At 57.9% G+C, this 17,146-nt stretch carries 17 protein-coding genes; 14 read left to right on the forward strand and 3 right to left on the reverse strand.

What is annotated here, in order from left to right:
* The coding region (locus J3489_RS37715; protein ID WP_242540139.1) for a LacI family DNA-binding transcriptional regulator at positions 1-414 on the reverse strand (414 nt) is incomplete at its 3' end.
* Between the two features lie 93 nt (positions 415-507).
* On the opposite strand from J3489_RS37715, the gene J3489_RS19695 reads away from it, so the two are divergent.
* The 11 genes from J3489_RS19695 (at position 508) to J3489_RS19745 (ending at position 12,448) form a co-directional block, all read left to right on the forward strand.
* Complete coding sequence (locus J3489_RS19695; protein WP_207000798.1) at positions 508-1,722, forward strand: phytanoyl-CoA dioxygenase family protein; 1,215 nt, start codon at positions 508-510, stop codon at positions 1,720-1,722.
* Between the two features lie 136 nt (positions 1,723-1,858).
* Positions 1,859-2,773, forward strand: coding sequence for a LysR family transcriptional regulator (locus tag J3489_RS19700; RefSeq protein WP_207000800.1), 915 nt, complete (start codon positions 1,859-1,861; stop codon positions 2,771-2,773).
* Positions 2,774-2,904: 131 nt separating this feature from the next.
* On the forward strand, positions 2,905-3,825 hold the full coding sequence (locus tag J3489_RS19705; protein WP_207000802.1) for an intradiol ring-cleavage dioxygenase: 921 nt from the start codon (positions 2,905-2,907) through the stop codon (positions 3,823-3,825).
* A gap of 65 nt (positions 3,826-3,890) precedes the next feature.
* On the forward strand, positions 3,891-4,769 hold the full coding sequence (locus tag J3489_RS19710; RefSeq protein WP_207000804.1) for a sugar phosphate isomerase/epimerase family protein: 879 nt from the start codon (positions 3,891-3,893) through the stop codon (positions 4,767-4,769).
* Positions 4,770-4,810: 41 nt separating this feature from the next.
* A complete protein-coding gene (gene iolG / locus J3489_RS19715) occupies positions 4,811-5,803 on the forward strand; it encodes an inositol 2-dehydrogenase (RefSeq protein ID WP_207000807.1) in 993 nt (330 codons plus the stop codon).
* 24 nt (positions 5,804-5,827) lie between these two features.
* Positions 5,828-6,916, forward strand: coding sequence for a Gfo/Idh/MocA family protein (locus J3489_RS19720; protein ID WP_207000809.1), 1,089 nt, complete (start codon positions 5,828-5,830; stop codon positions 6,914-6,916).
* A 96-nt stretch (positions 6,917-7,012) separates the two neighbouring features.
* The gene (gene chvE, locus J3489_RS19725; protein WP_289623112.1) at positions 7,013-8,083 is read left to right on the forward strand and encodes a multiple monosaccharide ABC transporter substrate-binding protein; all 1,071 of its coding nucleotides are present in this window, start codon (positions 7,013-7,015) and stop codon (positions 8,081-8,083) included.
* A gap of 92 nt (positions 8,084-8,175) precedes the next feature.
* The gene (gene mmsA / locus J3489_RS19730; protein ID WP_207000811.1) at positions 8,176-9,714 is read left to right on the forward strand and encodes a multiple monosaccharide ABC transporter ATP-binding protein; all 1,539 of its coding nucleotides are present in this window, start codon (positions 8,176-8,178) and stop codon (positions 9,712-9,714) included.
* Complete coding sequence (gene mmsB, locus J3489_RS19735; RefSeq protein ID WP_374193465.1) at positions 9,692-10,915, forward strand: multiple monosaccharide ABC transporter permease; 1,224 nt, start codon at positions 9,692-9,694, stop codon at positions 10,913-10,915. The genes mmsA and mmsB overlap by 23 nt, the downstream gene beginning before the upstream one ends.
* Before the next feature lie 136 nt (positions 10,916-11,051).
* Positions 11,052-11,348, forward strand: a complete 297-nt coding sequence (locus tag J3489_RS19740; protein WP_207000815.1) for a Dabb family protein — start codon at positions 11,052-11,054, stop codon at positions 11,346-11,348.
* 38 nt (positions 11,349-11,386) lie between these two features.
* Positions 11,387-12,448, forward strand: coding sequence for a maleylacetate reductase (locus J3489_RS19745; RefSeq protein WP_207000898.1), 1,062 nt, complete (start codon positions 11,387-11,389; stop codon positions 12,446-12,448).
* Positions 12,449-12,864: 416 nt separating this feature from the next.
* Here the strand turns inward: J3489_RS19745 and J3489_RS38875 are convergent, their stop codons facing one another.
* Both J3489_RS38875 and J3489_RS19750 read right to left on the reverse strand, forming a co-directional pair.
* Positions 12,865-13,083, reverse strand: a complete 219-nt coding sequence (locus J3489_RS38875) for an AbrB/MazE/SpoVT family DNA-binding domain-containing protein (RefSeq protein ID WP_374193466.1) — start codon at positions 13,081-13,083, stop codon at positions 12,865-12,867.
* 742 nt (positions 13,084-13,825) lie between these two features.
* Positions 13,826-15,583: a hybrid sensor histidine kinase/response regulator gene (locus J3489_RS19750; RefSeq protein WP_207000816.1), complete on the reverse strand. Its 1,758-nt coding sequence runs from the start codon at positions 15,581-15,583 to the stop codon at positions 13,826-13,828.
* Positions 15,584-15,780: 197 nt separating this feature from the next.
* On the opposite strand from J3489_RS19750, the gene J3489_RS19755 reads away from it, so the two are divergent.
* The 3 genes from J3489_RS19755 (at position 15,781) to J3489_RS19765 (ending at position 16,948) form a co-directional block, all read left to right on the forward strand.
* Positions 15,781-16,170 carry a response regulator gene (locus J3489_RS19755; protein WP_207000817.1) on the forward strand — a complete coding sequence of 130 codons (390 nt, stop codon included), beginning with the start codon at positions 15,781-15,783 and terminating at the stop codon, positions 16,168-16,170.
* 198 nt (positions 16,171-16,368) lie between these two features.
* Positions 16,369-16,656, forward strand: coding sequence for a DUF2442 domain-containing protein (locus tag J3489_RS19760; protein WP_207000818.1), 288 nt, complete (start codon positions 16,369-16,371; stop codon positions 16,654-16,656).
* 88 nt (positions 16,657-16,744) lie between these two features.
* The gene (locus tag J3489_RS19765; RefSeq protein ID WP_137331109.1) at positions 16,745-16,948 is read left to right on the forward strand and encodes a cold-shock protein; all 204 of its coding nucleotides are present in this window, start codon (positions 16,745-16,747) and stop codon (positions 16,946-16,948) included.
* The last annotated feature ends 198 nt before the right edge of the window (positions 16,949-17,146 follow it).

Genomic DNA, 17,146 nt, shown 5'->3' on the forward strand with positions numbered 1-17,146 from the left:
CTCTGCGACCGCCTCTGCAATTTCGGGAATGTCGCGGGCCTTCAGGAAAACCCCGTGACTTCCTCGTCGGGCGATGGCCCGGAGAGCCTCCACGACTTCGTGCGTCGTCATCGTCTCCTGCAACAGAAAACGCGGACGAACAACCGCCGGGTGCATCAAGGCTAGTTCTCCTTCGAGCGCGTTCTTTATCTCGTCACTGAACCGAGCCGGAGCTTCTACTACGACATCGACGATGAGCTTCCTCCCCGTGCTTGCCAGGTTCAGCTCCTGTTTCTCGAGTTCTTTTATCGCCTGCTCGACCCGATTGCGCGTGTGCTCCCGAACGTTTGCGCGTCCGTTCAGCACCCTATCAACAGTCGCCACCCCAAGCCCTGCCTGAAGGGCTATTTCCTTAATCAAGAAGCGGTGAGCCAATCCGACCCTCCTCAATTGATAGTTTTTTGATGCGTTTCTGAGATTTTACCTTGTGCTTTGCGAGCTATCCTACATCGAAAATAGGAGGCACGAATGGACTACCAACGAGAAGACTATCTCGCTGCGCGAACTCACTGGTATCGCGAAAGCGACTGCAGCTTGGGTGAATTCGTGACACTGCTCAACGCGGGACGGGAGCGAACGCCGCACTACGCTGCAACGTCGGTTCAAGGGATTCCTGTATACGAATGCCGAGATTTGGAAGAGGTGGTTTCATCTGACGAAGAGAGGGCTTATTTGCTGTCGGAATGGGCCGAGGTCTTGCGGGCTGGAGCAGGCGTCTTCGTGCTAAAGCGCGCATTTACCGACACTGAGTGCGTGGATGAGGCAACAGCGGTTTTCGAGTCGATTATTGAAGCCGAAAAGAAATCGGGCACGAAGGCTGACCATTTCGCGAAAGCAGGCGCGAACGACCGTATCTGGAACGCACAGGAAAAGCTTTGCGTTGCGGCACCTGAGGTCTTTGCCTCTTACTTTTCGAACCGCTGGCTGCCGGCGGCCGCCGAGGCATGGCTCGGCCCGTGTTTTCAGATGACGTCCCAGGTCAATGTTGTCAGGCCCGGCGGCGAGGCGCAGCAAGCTCATCGTGACTACCATCTGGGATTTCAGTCAGCGGAGGTAGCAGCGTCTTTTCCAGCGCATGTGCATGCGATGTCGCCTTTTCTCACGCTGCAAGGGGCTGTCGCGCACAGCGATATGCCTGTTGAGAGCGGCCCAACCAAGCTCCTGCCTTACTCGCAGCGATACGCTCAAGGCTACGTGGCTTGGCGTAGACCTGATTTCCGGAAGTATTTCGAGAACCACTTCGTCCAGGTGCCGCTCGTCAAGGGCGATGCCATCTTTTTCAATCCGGCGCTATTTCACGCAGCCGGCGCAAACCGGACGAGCGACGTTCAGCGCATGGCAAACCTGCTTCAAATCTCGTCGGCTTATGGTCGGGCGATGGAAGTGGTGAATCGAACGCGCATGTCCGAAACCCTGTACCCCGTCCTGCGGGACCGCTTGAAGACAGGCAACATAACCGAGCTTGAGGCGTTGTCGGTGATTGCCTCGTGCGCAGAAGGTTATTCGTTCCCAACCAACCTGGACAGAGACCCGCCTGCCAAAGGACTCGCGCCGGAGAGCCAAGCCCAGATGATGCTGCGAGCGCTTCGGGGGGACTGGGAGCCGGCCGAGTTTGCTCGAGCCCTCGCAGACCATGCATGGCGCCATGAGGCGGCCGAATCGGCTGAACTGATAGATTATTGATGTGTTTTTGTGACTCAAAGATAGAATCTCGGCACTATTATGATGCCAACGCGACACACAAAATGACTAAGGAAGGTCGCGCGTGCTCTCGCATTCAACCCGGATGCGGGCGGAGAAGGCGTAATGGTGCAAGGGCATGGACCAGTTCAAGGAACTACAGCTGTTCGTCGAGGTGGCCGAGACAGGCAGCATCAGCCGAGCTGCGGAAGCTGTCGAGCTTTCCATCTCAGCGGCGAGCAGGTATTTGATTTCGCTGGAGGCGAGGCTCGGCGTCCAATTGGTTCGCAGAACAACGCGTAATCTTTTTCTGACTGAGGCTGGTGCCGAATATCATCGGCGCTGCAAATCTATCCTCGCTGACCTTGGCGAAGCGGAAGCCGTAGTCAAAGAGGCGGTTGTGCGTCCAAGCGGTGTCCTCCGCATCACCGCCTCGTTGTCGTTCTGCATGCTGCACATTGCGCCGATGCTTCCTGATTTCACGGCGCGTTATCCCGACATCTCGGTGGACGTGGTAGCGGCCAACCGTTACTGCGACATCATCGAGAACGGCATCGACGTCGCGATTCGTACGAAAGTCCTTGAGCCAGACAGCAACATCACGATTAGAAGACTGGCGTCGACGCGCCGCATATTGGCTGCCTCGCCCGGCTACATCGAGGCGAACGGGTGCCCTCGCTTCCCAGCAGAGCTCGCGAAGCACAGGCTGCTGAACTATCAACTCGCCGACAATCCGCGCGAGCTTTCATTCACACGTGGTTGTGAGAACGTCGTTGTCAGAGTGAAGCCTTTGGTGGAATCGAATGACGGCCAGATATTGCGTCTCGCCGCGCTAGACAACATGGGCATCCTGGTGCAGCCCAAATACATCATCTACGACGACCTCAAGGCAGGTCGCCTTGTGCCGGTGCTTGATGATTGGGACCTGCCACGGCTGACCATGAACATCGCTTTTCAGACCCGCTCACATCTACCTGTAAAGGTCCGGCTGTTCATTGACGCGCTTGTAGAGCGGTTCCATCAGAACGAGTACGAGCGGCATTGGACGGCGTGAGCCCCGCGCTCGCCACAATTGAGGCTTCTTCCCACTTAGCGCGAAAGACTTTCCCTTTCTAGCTCTGTTTTGCCACCCACGGCGAATATAGACTCATCTCAAAGCTACAGAAAGATTGATGGAGACACGCAATGCAAAGCTCAACCTCTACAGTTCAGTCCTCGTCGCCGTACTTCGATGAAGCTCGTTCGGCCGAGGTAGTCAATGCACGCATGAGCAACGATGCAAACCCTCGGCTCCGCCAGGTCATGTCGGTTCTGGTCAAGCATCTCCATGCTGCCATCAAAGAAATCGAACCGACGCATGAAGAGTGGTTCGCCGCTGTCCGCTTCCTGACCGAGACTGGTCAAATGTGTACCGACTGGCGGCAAGAGTACATCCTGCTCTCGGACATCCTCGGTGTCTCGATGCTGGTCGATGCAATCAACCATCGTCGTCCGAGCGGTGCCACGCCGAACACGATTCTCGGCCCCTTCTACGTTGCCAACGCACCCGAGTATCCGAACGGCGCGAACATCTGCCTGGATGGAAAGGGTGAACCCATGGTTGTCGAAGGTCGCGTGACGGACATCAAGGGAAAACCGATTCCGAACGCAAAGCTTGAAGTCTGGCAGACCAACGACGACGGATTCTATGACGTGCAGCAGAAGGGCATTCAGCCTGACTCGAATCTGCGCGGCGTTTTTACGTCGGATGCCGAAGGGCGCTACTGGTTCAAGTCCGTCAAGCCGCGTCACTATCCGATTCCCTCGGATGGCCCAGTGGGAAAGCTCCTGAGCGCAATGGGCCGGCACCCCAATCGTGCCGCTCACTTGCACTTCATCGTGACTGCACCTGGCTTTGACCCGGTCATCACTCACATTTTCACGCCCGACTGCCCGTATCTGCCCGAAGACGCGGTCTTCGGCGTCAAGCGTGAACTCATCGCTGATTTCAACCAGATTGACGACGATGAAGCCGCGAAGCGCGTTGGGTTCTCGTCGCCGTTTTGGTTGGTGTCGTGGGACTTCACTCTCGCGACGTCCAGCAAGCCCGTTCGGGCAATCCCGTAATCGTCTGGCACGCGGTAGCGTGCCGCCACAAACAGATGACATTGAGAGACACAGGACTACTACCTATGAGCACGAAGAAAGAACTGCTGGCTGCGTACTGGACCCTCGCTGGCGACGTTTATCCGTGTGCACCGAACGAAATCAGCCCATTCCCGTTGCGTGACCGCTGCGAAGCGGCTTCGCGTGCCGGCTGGAGCGGCGTCGGTCTGATTCTCGATGACCTCGAGTACAGCATCGAGAAGTACGGACTATCCGGCGTCAAGAATTTGCTGGATGACACGGGCATGAAGTACTTCGAGCTCGAAATCCTCATGGACTGGTACTTCGACGGCGAAGCGCGCGCCAAATCGGACGATTGCCGTCGCCGTTTCATCGAACTAGGCGGCGAACTGGGCATGCGCAATCTGAAAATCGGCGCGAGCCCTTTCGACAAAAATCCGTCCGATTTCGCCCGCATGACTGACGAATTCGCAAAACTTTGCAGCGACGTGGCGACAGTCGGTGCGACGGTCGCAATCGAGTTCATGCCTTTTTCTCCCATCCGAAACGTTGCAGAGGCGCTGAAAGTTGCAGAAGGGGCAAACCAGCCTAACGGTGGTCTGATGGTCGACCACTGGCACGTTGCTCGCGCCAACACGCCGTATAGCGAGGTCGCCCGAATTCCGGCGCGCTTCATCAAGGGTGTTGAGATGGACGACGTCGGTGCTCAGGTCAAAGGGTCGCTGTTCGACGACTCGACCTTTAACCGCCAGCTTTGTGGCGAAGGTGCAGGCGACTGCCCGGCCTTCGTCGATGCGCTCGAGCAAGCAGGCTGCACGCTCCCGTACTACGGCGTGGAGCTCATCTCTGAGGTGCACCGTAAATTCCCGCTCGATGAGATGGCAAAGCGCGCTTTCGACTCCACCATCGCACAGTTCTCGGCAAAAAGCGCGACCGCTGCCTGAAGGCCTTGACCTTCAACGACAACCTATTTCTGGAGACTCACATGATTCGAATCGCTGTTCTCGGTGCAGGCCGCATTGGTCGCATTCACGCTGGCAACGTCGCCGCGAGCCCGAACGCACAACTGGTCGTGGTGGCAGACCCGGTCGAAAGCGCAGCTAAGTCGCTGGCGACCCGCCTCGGCTGCGAAGCCTCGACGGACCCCGCAGGCGTGCTCGAACGCAAAGATATCGACGCGGTGGTCATCGGCACGCCGACGGACACGCATATCACGTTCATGCTCGAGGCTGTCAAGCGCGGCAAGGCTGTTCTGTGCGAAAAGCCCATCGACCTCGACATGGACAAGTCGCTCGCCGCAGCGAACGAGGTCGAACGTCAAGGTGGTCGCGTCATGCTAGCCTTCAATCGCCGCTTCGACCCGACGTCGCAGGCGTTCCGCAAGGCAATCGATGCGGGTGATGTTGGCGAAGTGCGCCAAGTCGTCATCTCGAGCCGCGACCCGGGCATGCCTCCTCGCGATTATGTCGAACACTCGGGTGGCATCTTCCGCGACATGGTCATCCACGATTTGGATATGGCTCGCTGGCTGCTCGGCGAGGAACCAGTCGAAGTGATGGCCATGGCTAGCCGCCTCATCGACGAGTCGCTGGAAAAGCTGACCGACTTCGATACGGTGATGGTTCAACTGCGCACCGCTTCGGGCAAGCAATGCCACATCAACTGCTGCCGCGAAGCCGTCTATGGCTACGACCAGCGCATGGAAGTGTCGGGTTCCAAGGGCATGCTCCTCCAAGAAAACCTCCGTCCGTCGACGATTCGCCGCTGGTCGAAGGAAGCGACTGACGTGCGCGAGCCGCTGCTTAACTTCTTCCTTGAACGCTACGAGGCTGCGTATAAGGCCGAGCTCGAAGCTTTCGTCGAGGCACTGAACACGAATTCGCCGCTGCCTACGTCCGTGCAGGACGGGCTTAAGGCGCTGCGCCTGGCGGACGCCGCACTCGAGTCCGCGCTGTCGGGCAAAGCAGTCAAGGTGTAACTCGCAATTTGGAGGAGATAAGTCATGACGCGAAAAATTGGTCCCAACGAAACGCTTGGCGTGGCATGTCTTGGCATCACGCACCCGCACACGTCCGGGCGAGTTAAGGCAATCCAGCGCCGTACTGACGCAAAGATGCTCGGTGCCTGGGATACGAGCCCGCTGCTCACGCCGTTCGTCGACGCGCTCGGTCTCGAAGCCCGCTCGAAGGCAGACATCCTGGCGGACGAGAATGTTCATGTCGTGCTCGTCCACTCCAAGAGTGAAAAGATGGCGGACTTGACCATCGAAGCGCTCGAAGCCGGGAAGTCCGTGTTGTGTGAGAAGCCTGCTGGCCGTAGTTCGGCGGATGCGAAACGCATCGTCGAGGCAGTGGAACGCACGGGTGGTCTGGTGCAGGTCGGCTACTGCTGGCGCTTCGCTCCTTCGGTCGACGCAATGCAAGCCGCGCTCAAAAGCGGCCGTCTCGGGAAAGTCGTTCAGGTGCGCGCTCACGGCGGTTGCTCGCACGACGAGGCGGGAACCCCGCACATGACTCAGCCCGGCGACATTGGCGGTGCCGTGTTCGTTATCGGCTGCCATCTCATCGACCGCATCCTTCTGCACTTCGGCTTGCCGCGCTCTGTGAACGCGCGCATCACGAAGTTCCCGAACTTCCATGGCGACGAATCGCGTGAAGATGCAGCGGGTGCGGTGCTGAACTACGAAGACAAGATTGTCACCGTCGACTTCATGTCCTGGGACGTTCTGCCGTGGACCGAGAGTTGGGATATCACCGCGTACGGGACGGAAGGCATCATGTCGTCGCGCTCGCTGCCCGCGAGCTACAAGATTTACGACGCGGGTAAAGGCGACCATCCGGAGGGCTGGACCGAGTGGCAAGAGACCAGCTTCCCGGAAATCTGGGCGACGAAAAAGACGGAGTATTCACCCGACATCGCTGAAATCGGCAATCCGGTGTACTTCGACCGCGAGTCGAGCGCGTTCTTCGATGCATTGCGCAATGGCACGCCGTCGGTTGTCCCCGCCACGCAGGCATACAACATCAGCCGTGTTATCGAGGCCATGTTCGCCTCGTCCAAAGAAGCTGGTGCAGAGGTGTTTATCGGTTAAGGATTCGAATGGCTGGCGCCGTCGTGCGTTAGCCGAAGATTCCGTATTTCATAAACCGGAAAGTTAAATACGCATTCCTAAATAGGAGACGATGTCATGAAGATTTTGAAGAGTGTCGCGGTCGTTCTGGCCGCTTCGGTAGCTTTCGCAGCAACGTCTGGTGCAGCCTTCGCCCAAGACAAGGGCGTCGTTGGAATTTCGCTGCCCGACAAGACCGAATCCCGCTGGATTACCGACGGAAAAAGCATGGTCGACGCGCTGAAAGCGAAAGGCTACTCGTCCGACCTGCAGTACGCGAACTACGACGTTCCGACACAGGTGAACCAGGTTGAGAACATGCTCGCGAAGGGTGTCAGGGCACTGGTCATCGCGCCTATCGACGGTAAGACGTTCTCTGACGCTCTGGCGCTCGCCCAGAAGAAAGGCATCAAGGTCATCTCGTACGACCGCCTGATTAGCCAGACCAAGGACGTCGACTACTACGCGACCTTTGACAACTACGGCGTCGGTGTTCTGCAAGCGCAGAGCATCGTCAGCGCATGGCAGAAAGCCGGCAGCAAGACCCCGTTCAACATTGAAGTGTTCGGCGGTTCCTCTGATGACAACAACGCACACATGGTGTACGCGGGCGGCATGTCGGTTCTTAAGCCGTACATCGACAGCGGCAAATTCGTGATTCGGAGCAAACAGATTGCCTTCGAAAAGGTCGCGACGCGCAACTGGGATGGCGCGACCGCTCAGGCTCGGATGGACAACTTGCTGAGCGCATTTTATGGCAAGGACCACCTCGACGCGGTCTGGGCGCCGAACGATGCGCTGGCGATTGGCATCATCTCGTCTCTCAAGGGTGTGGGATACGGTTCGGGTCAGCAAGCAATGCCCATCATCACGGGACAGGACGCGGACATTCAGAACGTGAAGAACATCGTTCGCGGTGACCAGACGTCAACCGTGTTCAAGGACACGCGCAAGCTCGCTAGTGTCGCGGCCGACATGGTTGACGATGCGCTGACCGGCAAGCAGGTGCCCATCAACGACACGAAGAGCTACAACAACGGCGCCAAGATTGTTCCGACCTACCTAGTGAAACCTGTTCTCGTCGACAAGAGCAATTACCAGTCGGAACTCGTTACGAGCGGGTACTACACGCAGGCGCAAGTCAAGTAAGACATTTGGACGTGAGCGGAGCGGGGCTACCCAGTGAGACCCCCGCGTCGCGCAGGCACGCTTCGGGCGTGACCAATCGGAGGAATGTGACCATGGATACCATTCTGGAGATGCGCGGAATTCAGAAAAGCTTTGGCCCAGTCAAAGCCCTGAATAACGTGAATCTGAGGGTCTGTAAAGGCGAGATTCACGCCATATGTGGAGAAAACGGCGCAGGTAAGTCGACCCTGATGAAAATCTTGAGTGGCGTCTATCCGCACGGAACTTACGTAGGCGATGTGCTCTACGACGGTCAGCAGCGTGCATTCGCCGACATCTCCGACAGCGAAGCGGTCGGAATCATCATCATCCATCAAGAGCTTGCGCTCGTGCCCATGCTCTCGATTACCGAAAACATTTTTCTCGGTAACGAGCAGTCGAAGCGCGGCGTCATCGATTGGCATATATCGCGCTCGAAGGCGAAAGAACTGTTGGCGAAAGTGGGCCTTACAGATTCTCCGGACGCAGCCGTCGCCACGCTTGGCATTGGGAAACAGCAACTTGTCGAGATTGCCAAGGCATTGTCCAAAGAGGTTCGCCTCTTGATTCTGGACGAACCTACCGCAAGCCTGAATGAGAAAGATAGTGACACGCTGCTCAACCTCCTTCTCGAGTTGAAGTCGCGCGGCGTGACGTCAATCATCATCTCGCACAAGCTTAACGAGATTTCACGAGTCGCCGACGGAATCACCGTTATTCGTGATGGCTCGACCGTTGATGTGCTGGACTGTAAAGCCGAGAGCGTGAGCGAAGACCGCATCATCAAGGCGATGGTCGGCAGGGAGATGTCCGACCGCTACCCGCCGCGTACGCCGGACATCGGCGAAGTGATTTTTGAAGTCAAGGATTGGCGTGTCCAACATCCCACGCAGCGGGACCGCGCCATCATCAAAGGCGTCAATCTGAAGGCCCGCAAGGGCGAAATCGTCGGCATCGCCGGGCTGATGGGTTCTGGACGTACTGAACTGGCCATGAGCGTTTTTGGCGGCACATATGGCCAGGACATTACTGGCCAGGTACTGATGCACGGAAAACAGGTTGACACTTCATCGGTCCAGAAGGCTATCAAGGCGGGCATCGCCTACGTGACCGAAGACCGGAAAGGCAATGGCCTGCTTCTCGACGACAACATCAAGCGAAACATCACGCTGGCGAATCTGTCCGGCGTATCAAAACTTGGCGTCGTCGACGAGCACGCGGAAATAACGGTTGCGGCCGATTTCCTCAAAAAGCTCCGAATCCGCGCTCAAGGCGTCACCCACGTCGTTGGCAACTTGTCGGGCGGCAACCAGCAGAAGGTTGTGCTGAGCAAGTGGCTGTTCTCCGAACCCGAGGTGCTGATTCTCGACGAACCCACGCGAGGCATCGATGTGGGAGCGAAGTACGAGATTTACAACATCATCAATCAGGCGGTTGCGGCGGGTAAGTGTGTGGTCATGATTTCCTCGGAAATGCCCGAACTTCTTGGCATGTGTGACCGCGTTTATGTCATGAACGAAGGCCGGTTTGTCGGCGAATTCACCGCAGAAGAAGCCTCGCAGGAAAGCATCATGCGAGCGATTATGCGAAATGGAGACATTCAAAATGCGTAAGGCACTCTCTCCGGTAGCCGCCGAAGGCGCCGAGGTCAAGAAAAGCGAAGTATTCGGAATGGTCAAGCGTATCGGCAGCGAATATGGGCTGCTCCTGTCGCTTGTCATCATCATGGTGTTTTTCCAGGTCTCGACCAGTGGCGTGTTGATGCAGCCGCTCAACCTGACCAACCTGGTGCTTCAGAACAGCTACATCGTCATCATGGCGCTTGGCATGCTCATGGTGATTGTGTCAGGTCACATCGACCTCTCAGTTGGCTCTACGGCAGGTCTGGTCGGTGCCTTGGCAGCCGTGTTGATGGTGCAGTACGACGTCAACTATGTCTGGGCAACCATCATCTGTATCGCGGCCGGCGCGCTGATTGGCGCTGTGCAAGGTTACTGGATTGCGTTCTGGCGGATGCCGTCGTTCATCGTGACGTTAGCCGGTATGTTGGTCTTCCGTGGCATGACGAACCTCGTGCTCCAAGGGCAGTCCATTGGCCCGTTTCCTGACGCGTTCGGTGCGGTCAGCTCAGGCTTCATCCCTGACGTCTTTCACGGACAGTCGCTTCACATCACCTCTATCGTCCTCGGCGTGTTCGTCGGTGTTCTCTTCTTTGTGATTGAGCTTCGGCATCGCGCCGGTGCGGCAAAACACGGAGTCGAAAGTGGTTCGTTCTCGATGTTCGTGGCGAAGAATGTCGTCCTAACCGCACTCATCGTGTTCTTCTGTTACCTGCTCGCATCCTATCGTGGCCTGCCCACCGTACTCGTCATCATGGGTGTGCTGATTGGCGTGTACACGTTCATCATGAATCGCACGACCATCGGCCGTCGCATTTACGCGGTTGGCGGCAACGCGAAGGCCGCGCGCTTGTCAGGCGTCAGCGTTCCGGCAGTGAGTTTCCTGACTTTCGTGAACATGGGCGTCCTCGCCGCGCTGGCAGGCCTGATTTTCGCCGCACGTCTGAATAGCGGAACGCCGAAGGCTGGCACCGGATTCGAGCTCGACGTTATCGCAGCATGCTTTATCGGCGGTGCGTCGGCATCGGGGGGTGTCGGAAAGGTCGTCGGTGCGGTCGTCGGCGCTTTCATCATGGGTGTCATGAACAACGGCATGTCCATTATGGGCATCGGCGTGGACTATCAGCAGGTCATCAAAGGCATTGTGCTTCTCGCGGCCGTGTTCGTCGACGTGTACAACAAGAACAAGGCGTAACTGCTCCGTTCTACGGCAGTCCGGATTGGTCAGCAGGGCCGGATGCATGGCCAGGCCCAGCTGAAATGCAGACTTGAGTCATGAGATTGCATTTCGAACATTTGGCCTGTTCATAAGTAGGCTAATGGAAATAACTATGGTCAAGCATATCGTGATGTGGAACGTTCGCGGTGAGAATCCCGAGCAAAAGAAGGAATCCGCGATGCTCGTAAAGACGGCGTTCGAGAGTCTAAGCGGAAAGATTCCCGGGCTAACCAGGCTGGAAGTTGGGCTGGATGTCAGCGCGGTGGACTACGCATGCGATGTCGTCTTGTACACGGAATTCGAAAGCCAGGAGTCGCTCGACGCGTATGCCTCGCACCCTGAGCATCTGCGGGTGAAGCTGGTCGTGGGTGACGTTCGCATTGCTCGCCACCAGGTCGACTACGTGTAAGCAGGATGTACTGCTTGACGACACAGGAAGCTAATTTCATGTATGAGTTCACCTACACCACGCAGGCGTCCAGAGTCGTATTCGGCGCTGGAAGCATGAAGTTGATTCAGCAAGAAGTCGAGACGTTGGGCGCACGCCGGGCGTTGGTTCTCTGTACCCCCGAGCAGAAAGCTCAAGCTGAAGTGGTTTCTTCTCTCCTCGGCCCTTCAAGCGCAGGCGTCTTCGACGGCGCCCAGATGCATGTGCCCATCGAGAACGCCCGCCGTGCGCGCGAACACGCGAAGTCTGTCGACGCGGACTGCGCGGTGGCTATCGGTGGCGGTTCCACGATTGGCCTCGGTAAGGCAATTGCGCTCGAATCGTCGTTGCCGATTATCGCGATACCGACGACGTATGCTGGGTCGGAGATGACTCCCATCTACGGGATTACTGAGAGCGGTCTGAAAAAAACAGGTCGCGAAGTCAAGGTTATCCCCAGGACAGTCCTATACGACCCGGAACTGACCATCGGACTGCCAGTTCGGCTCTCGATTGTCAGCGGTCTTAATGCCATCGCCCATGCAGCGGAGGGGCTGTATGCGAAAGACGGCAATCCGGTCATGTCGTTGATGGCGGAGGAAGGAATTCGAGCGCTCGCTAACGGGCTTCGTGGGGTGAAGAAGAACAGCAAGGACAAGACGGCGCGCAGTGAGTGTCTCTATGGTGCGTGGCTTTGCGGAATGGTGCTGGGTAACGTCGGCATGGCGCTTCATCATAAGCTTTGCCATACCTTGGGCGGAACGTTCAACCTGCCTCATGCTGAGACGCATGCAATCGTCCTACCTCACGCTCTCGCATACAACAGCAATGTCGCGGCTGAAGCGATGGGGCGAATCGCTAGGGCGCTGGACGTAGACTCCGCCCCTGACGGCCTATATCAACTGAACGAAGAGCTTGGAGTGCCGCATGGCCTTCATGAGATTGGATTGAACGAAGCTGACCTCGACTACGCATGTGAGGTGGCTCTGTCGAACCCTTACTGGAACCCGCGACCGATTGAGAAAAAGCCACTCAGAGCACTACTGCAGCGTGCTTGGGAAGGTGCCCGTCCGAGCGCGTGATGTCGCGAATTTGCTGACGTTGGCGCGGTGGTATTTACCTCGGCGTAGCCTGACGGAGGACCAGCGTCGGCGAGGTACTAGGCGTGGCTATCAACTAAGTTCGTGGAACGTAGCGACGAGACATGTCGGCGGCCTTAGTGAAGCGACATGAGCTTGAGTCTTTGCTGGCGATTGTGCCAGTGACAAGAATGCCTAATGTATCAATTACTTATCGCAGCTGCCCGCAGCTTGTCCAAAGCTTTGCCAACAAAATGTGGGGATAAGAATGTGGTCCTCGATGCTCTTCTTTCCCGCCACATCACAACGCGCCGTGGCGCAGGTCGAGGGATGGATGATTGGAGTCGGCTCCGCCGTCATGCCCGAAGCACTGGCATGAGCGTCAAGCCTGCCGCACTCGGTCGTCGAATGGCCCGCCTCTAGTCGCGCCAGGGGTTCATATCTTCGATGTCGACCGTAACATCAGATTTCGGAATTCCCGCCAGTTCGAGAATTGACGTCGATTTCGCCCGCACCAGGACGTATCCATCCGGCATGACGTGCCACGCCAATCGTGTGCCAGGCTTTGCACCGAGTGTCTTCCTGACCGCAGCCGGCACGGTAGTCCGGCCCCATGTGTCAATTCTGGATTCAATCACACATCCGGGCTCACGCTATCAGCATCGATGTGTCGTGGAAGGGTTCTCGAAAGCGCGAGGCGAAGCATAGGGCACCAGCGGGAATCATTGCACTCCAGGTGGGGTTATCGTCTACGCCTGAACAGGCCGGTCGGCCGTCGCGACTGATACCTGACATTTTCTCGTTTTGGCGTGCGTGACCGTGGTTCGAGCGCCAGCCTGCGAGCTTCGTCTGCCTGCGGCGAACTCTCCGACAACTCGTCGTTGCTCCACATCCAGAGTGGCAGAACTGTAACGACAGCCCAATTACCGATGTCTTGCACGACGACAAAACAGCGGTCGTCGGCTTTGCTATAGATGAGGTAGCAGCGCCGGCTGGGCGGAACCTCCCCAAGTGACACGCATCGACCTGCGTCCAACATTTCTCGAACAGATGTTGCCGATAGCGCAGACCGTTGACTCACACGTTCCTTCGCGTGAGGCGCAACCCACGACCCTCGACGACTGGACCGTCTCTTGGAGAAATGAATCATCGCCTCCTAAGCGTTACTGGCGCTCCCGCGCAAGTTTGTATCGACTTCGGCCCCTTCTCAACGCGACCATCGGCGGTTCTGGCGAGCCTCCTCGCGGACGCATTGCCTCCGCCCGCTAGGTCTGCCACGCCACGTTGATTGGCGGCTCCAGTGTGGCGAGCCAATCTCACGAGGCCTTGGTGCGCTTCGTCATATTGTCCGCCGGTAGCCGGCCGTGTGCTCATACGACCCTACGAGCGCTGCAAAATATCGGCGAGGTCGTCGAGCGACAGTGGCTTGACGAGATGGCAGTCGAATACCCCTTCGTCACACTGGCGTCCACTGGCGGCATCGGCGTAGCCCGTCAGCGCCACCAGCTTCGTCGGGGAACACTGCGCCCGCTGACGGAGCAATCGCGCAAGCTCAAGGCCATTCATGCCGGGCATGCTGACATCAATCAACGCCACATCCGGAGTGAACGACTCGACTATCGTGAGCGCTTCAGGTCCGCTCTGTGCCCGTTTCACCTCGTGACCTTCCAGTTCAAGCAATGTGCCCAGGGCCTCCATGGCGTCGGCGTTGTCGTCCACAAGCAGGATACGAGCCGCCGCCACCCCGCACGTCGCGGTCATGGCCGGCTCGCCTGGGTTCTCGCAGACAATGGGGAGTTGCACCGTGACTTCGGTACCCTGGCCTTCGCCCGCACTCCTAACCGTAACAGTGCCTTGGTGTGCGCTCACCAGATACTTCACGACAGCCAGTCCGATTCCCAGTCCGTCCTCGGCGCGCCTCCGTGCAGAGGGCGCCTGGGTAAACATTTCGAAGACGTGCGGCAGCATTGAAGCGGAAATGCCGACGCCGTTGTCCTTTACCGTAATGAGTGCGTCGTGCAACGATGCATCGCCCACTGACTCGGCACTGACGTCCGGCGCTTCGACAGACAGGGTGATATCACCACCGGCGGGTGTGTATTTCACCGCGTTTGACAACAGATTCGCCACGACTTGAGTGAGACGCGTGGGGTCAGCTCGCACGTGCACCGGGTACGTCGGAACCGTGACATGCAGTCGACGCTGACTGGCGCGAACGTCGGCCTTCACCACCGCCACAGCGTCTGTGACAATGTCCTCGAGCAACCCGTACGACGGCCGGATTGAAAGTTTACCGTGCCTTAGCCGGGATGCATCGAGCAGGTCGTCGACCAGTCGCTTCAGTAGCCGTGTCTGCCGTTCTACAATTTCCAGTGCAGATAGCGCGGCGAGATTATTGGCGACGAGTTTCCGCGCTGCTGTTAGCGCGCTGTCAATGGGCGCAATCGGATTGCGCAGCTCATGACCCAGCATCGCGATGAAGTCGTCCTTGCGCATCTCCGCGAGCGTCAGCGCATTCCTTGCCGCTTCCGCTTCTGCCGCCCGGGCATCCGCATCGGCCTTGGCCTGCATGATGGTGAGGGCCGCGCACGTGAAGTTCGCAAGACTGGTCAGGATTCGGCGGTCCTCGGCGTCGAAACGTTGCTGTTCATTGTGGGACATAACCCACAGCGTTCCCCAAGGCTCAGGTTCGCCCGGAATCGGTACGACCAGTTCTTCGACGACCTCCGGACTTACGTGTTTCAGGCACGCGAAGTGACGTTCGGGGAATGAGAAGAGTTGCGCTGCCCCCAACTCCAAGGCGATACCACTTGGGCTGTCTTCAGTCGGGACGATGGTGCCCGCGAAGGCAGTAGCCTGGCCCGAAAGCGCAGCCCAGCGCAATGCCGTGGTGCCGTCGGCACTCCGTTCCAGCAGACCGATGCCGACGCTACCGGCACCGCACAGATTCAGTGCCATATTAGCCAGCGTTTGCAGCACGGCGCCGTCTGGGGCCGTGAGCGCTTGTGCCAAACGGTGCAACGCATTGCTTTCGGCGGCGAAGTCGGGCATGCGTTGAGGGCGTTCGTCGAGTGTCGTTGTGATTAATGTGCCCGCACGCCATGCGCGGTCCGCTGCGAGTGACGACGGTCCAGCCATATGCCCTCCAGGTAGTAGTTCGTATGATGGATGCACGAGGAACTCGCCTTGCAACGTAAGTGTAATCCGGGCAAGTTAAAGGCCAACTTAAAGGTCATGTCGGCGACGCCGGCAGTGCGCGAGTGACCAAGCGATATGCAGGAGCGTATATTGCGGCGTTCACTGATTACCCCGTCGGGGCAAAAGGGGAATCTGGTTTGGCGACGATACTGCTTGTCGATGACGACGCGAATCTGCTGCGCCCGTTGAAATTGCTGCTTGAGCGGGAAGGATTCCGCGTGCTCACCGCGCCAGACGGGGAAGCCGCGCTGGCTGTGGCTGCCATCGAGCACCCGAATCTCGTCGTGACCGACTGGATGATGCCGCGCCTTGATGGCGTTGGAATGTGCCGACGATTGAAGGACGACGCGGCCATGGCCGACATTCCAGTAGTCGTCCTGTCGGCCGCGTTGCCGCCTCATTCGGCGGAGCCGCTGTGGGATGTGCTCTTAATGAAGCCTACCCCCATCGACCGACTGATAAAGGTGATACGCACGCTCCTGACCGAGCGCGCCTCAAACGCGTTGGCTCATGCGCGCGACCGATGAGGTGTCCCGTGGGCTTCTCATGCTCGTAACCTCACTGGCCAAACACCGCAAACCGCTACCCGGTGATATCGCGTTGAAAATGGACAGGTGCATCGCTTCATTCCCACCGCCCGGAGCGGTCCGGCTTGCCAGCATGCGCGCTTGTATGACGCCCTGCGGCGGGCTATCTTTTAATGGCTTCTCATTCAGGAGACGACCATGGAAGGCGCTGCGGTGGGTGCGCATTTCGACAGCGCGCACCTGTTTCTTGACCTGTCCGGCGGCCAGACGGTTGAATTCCCACTGGACTGGTTTCCTGTCTTGCAAGCAGCGACAGCAGCGGAGCGCGAACACTTCGCCATCTCGATGGACCGCCAGCAACTTTTCTGGCCAGAAATCGATGAGGACGTGAACGTTCTCGCGCTGCTTTCATATCGGCCGGAAATCGACGAGGACGTGAACGTTCGCGCACTGCTTTCATATCAGCCGGAAACTGTGCGTCAATAGCATTGCTCACCACCGCTTCATGTGGGAACCCCTACGACGAGCGATTGACGACTACATTAACCTGCCTGTTTCAATTCTGGATACAACTATGGCGACCGGTACTGTGAAGTGGTTCAACGATGCAAAGGGCTTTGGCTTCATTACGCCGGACGATGGCGGCGAAGACCTGTTTGCTCATTTTTCTGAAGTGAAGGCAGAGGGATTCAAAACTCTTCAGGAAGGGCAAAAGGTGAGCTTCGAGGTCAAGCAAGGACCGAAGGGCAAGCAGGCGGCGAACATCCAGCCGCTGTAGGCACAAGGGACTCATCTGTCGCCGCGTTTTCTAGTGGGTGACGACGCTCGGCGACTTGCCGTCTGCTACATGACCGCCGTATGGTTAAGAGCTAACAGCCGTTATGGTTCGAGAATACGACCGACTTTCGCACCGACATCCGCATCCGGGTCAGTGAATTCTCCCAGTGCGACGCGGCACCGATTCTTTCTTAACCAC

It is taken from the genome of Trinickia mobilis (assembly GCF_017315705.1).
Classification (GTDB): domain Bacteria; phylum Pseudomonadota; class Gammaproteobacteria; order Burkholderiales; family Burkholderiaceae; genus Trinickia_A; species Trinickia_A mobilis.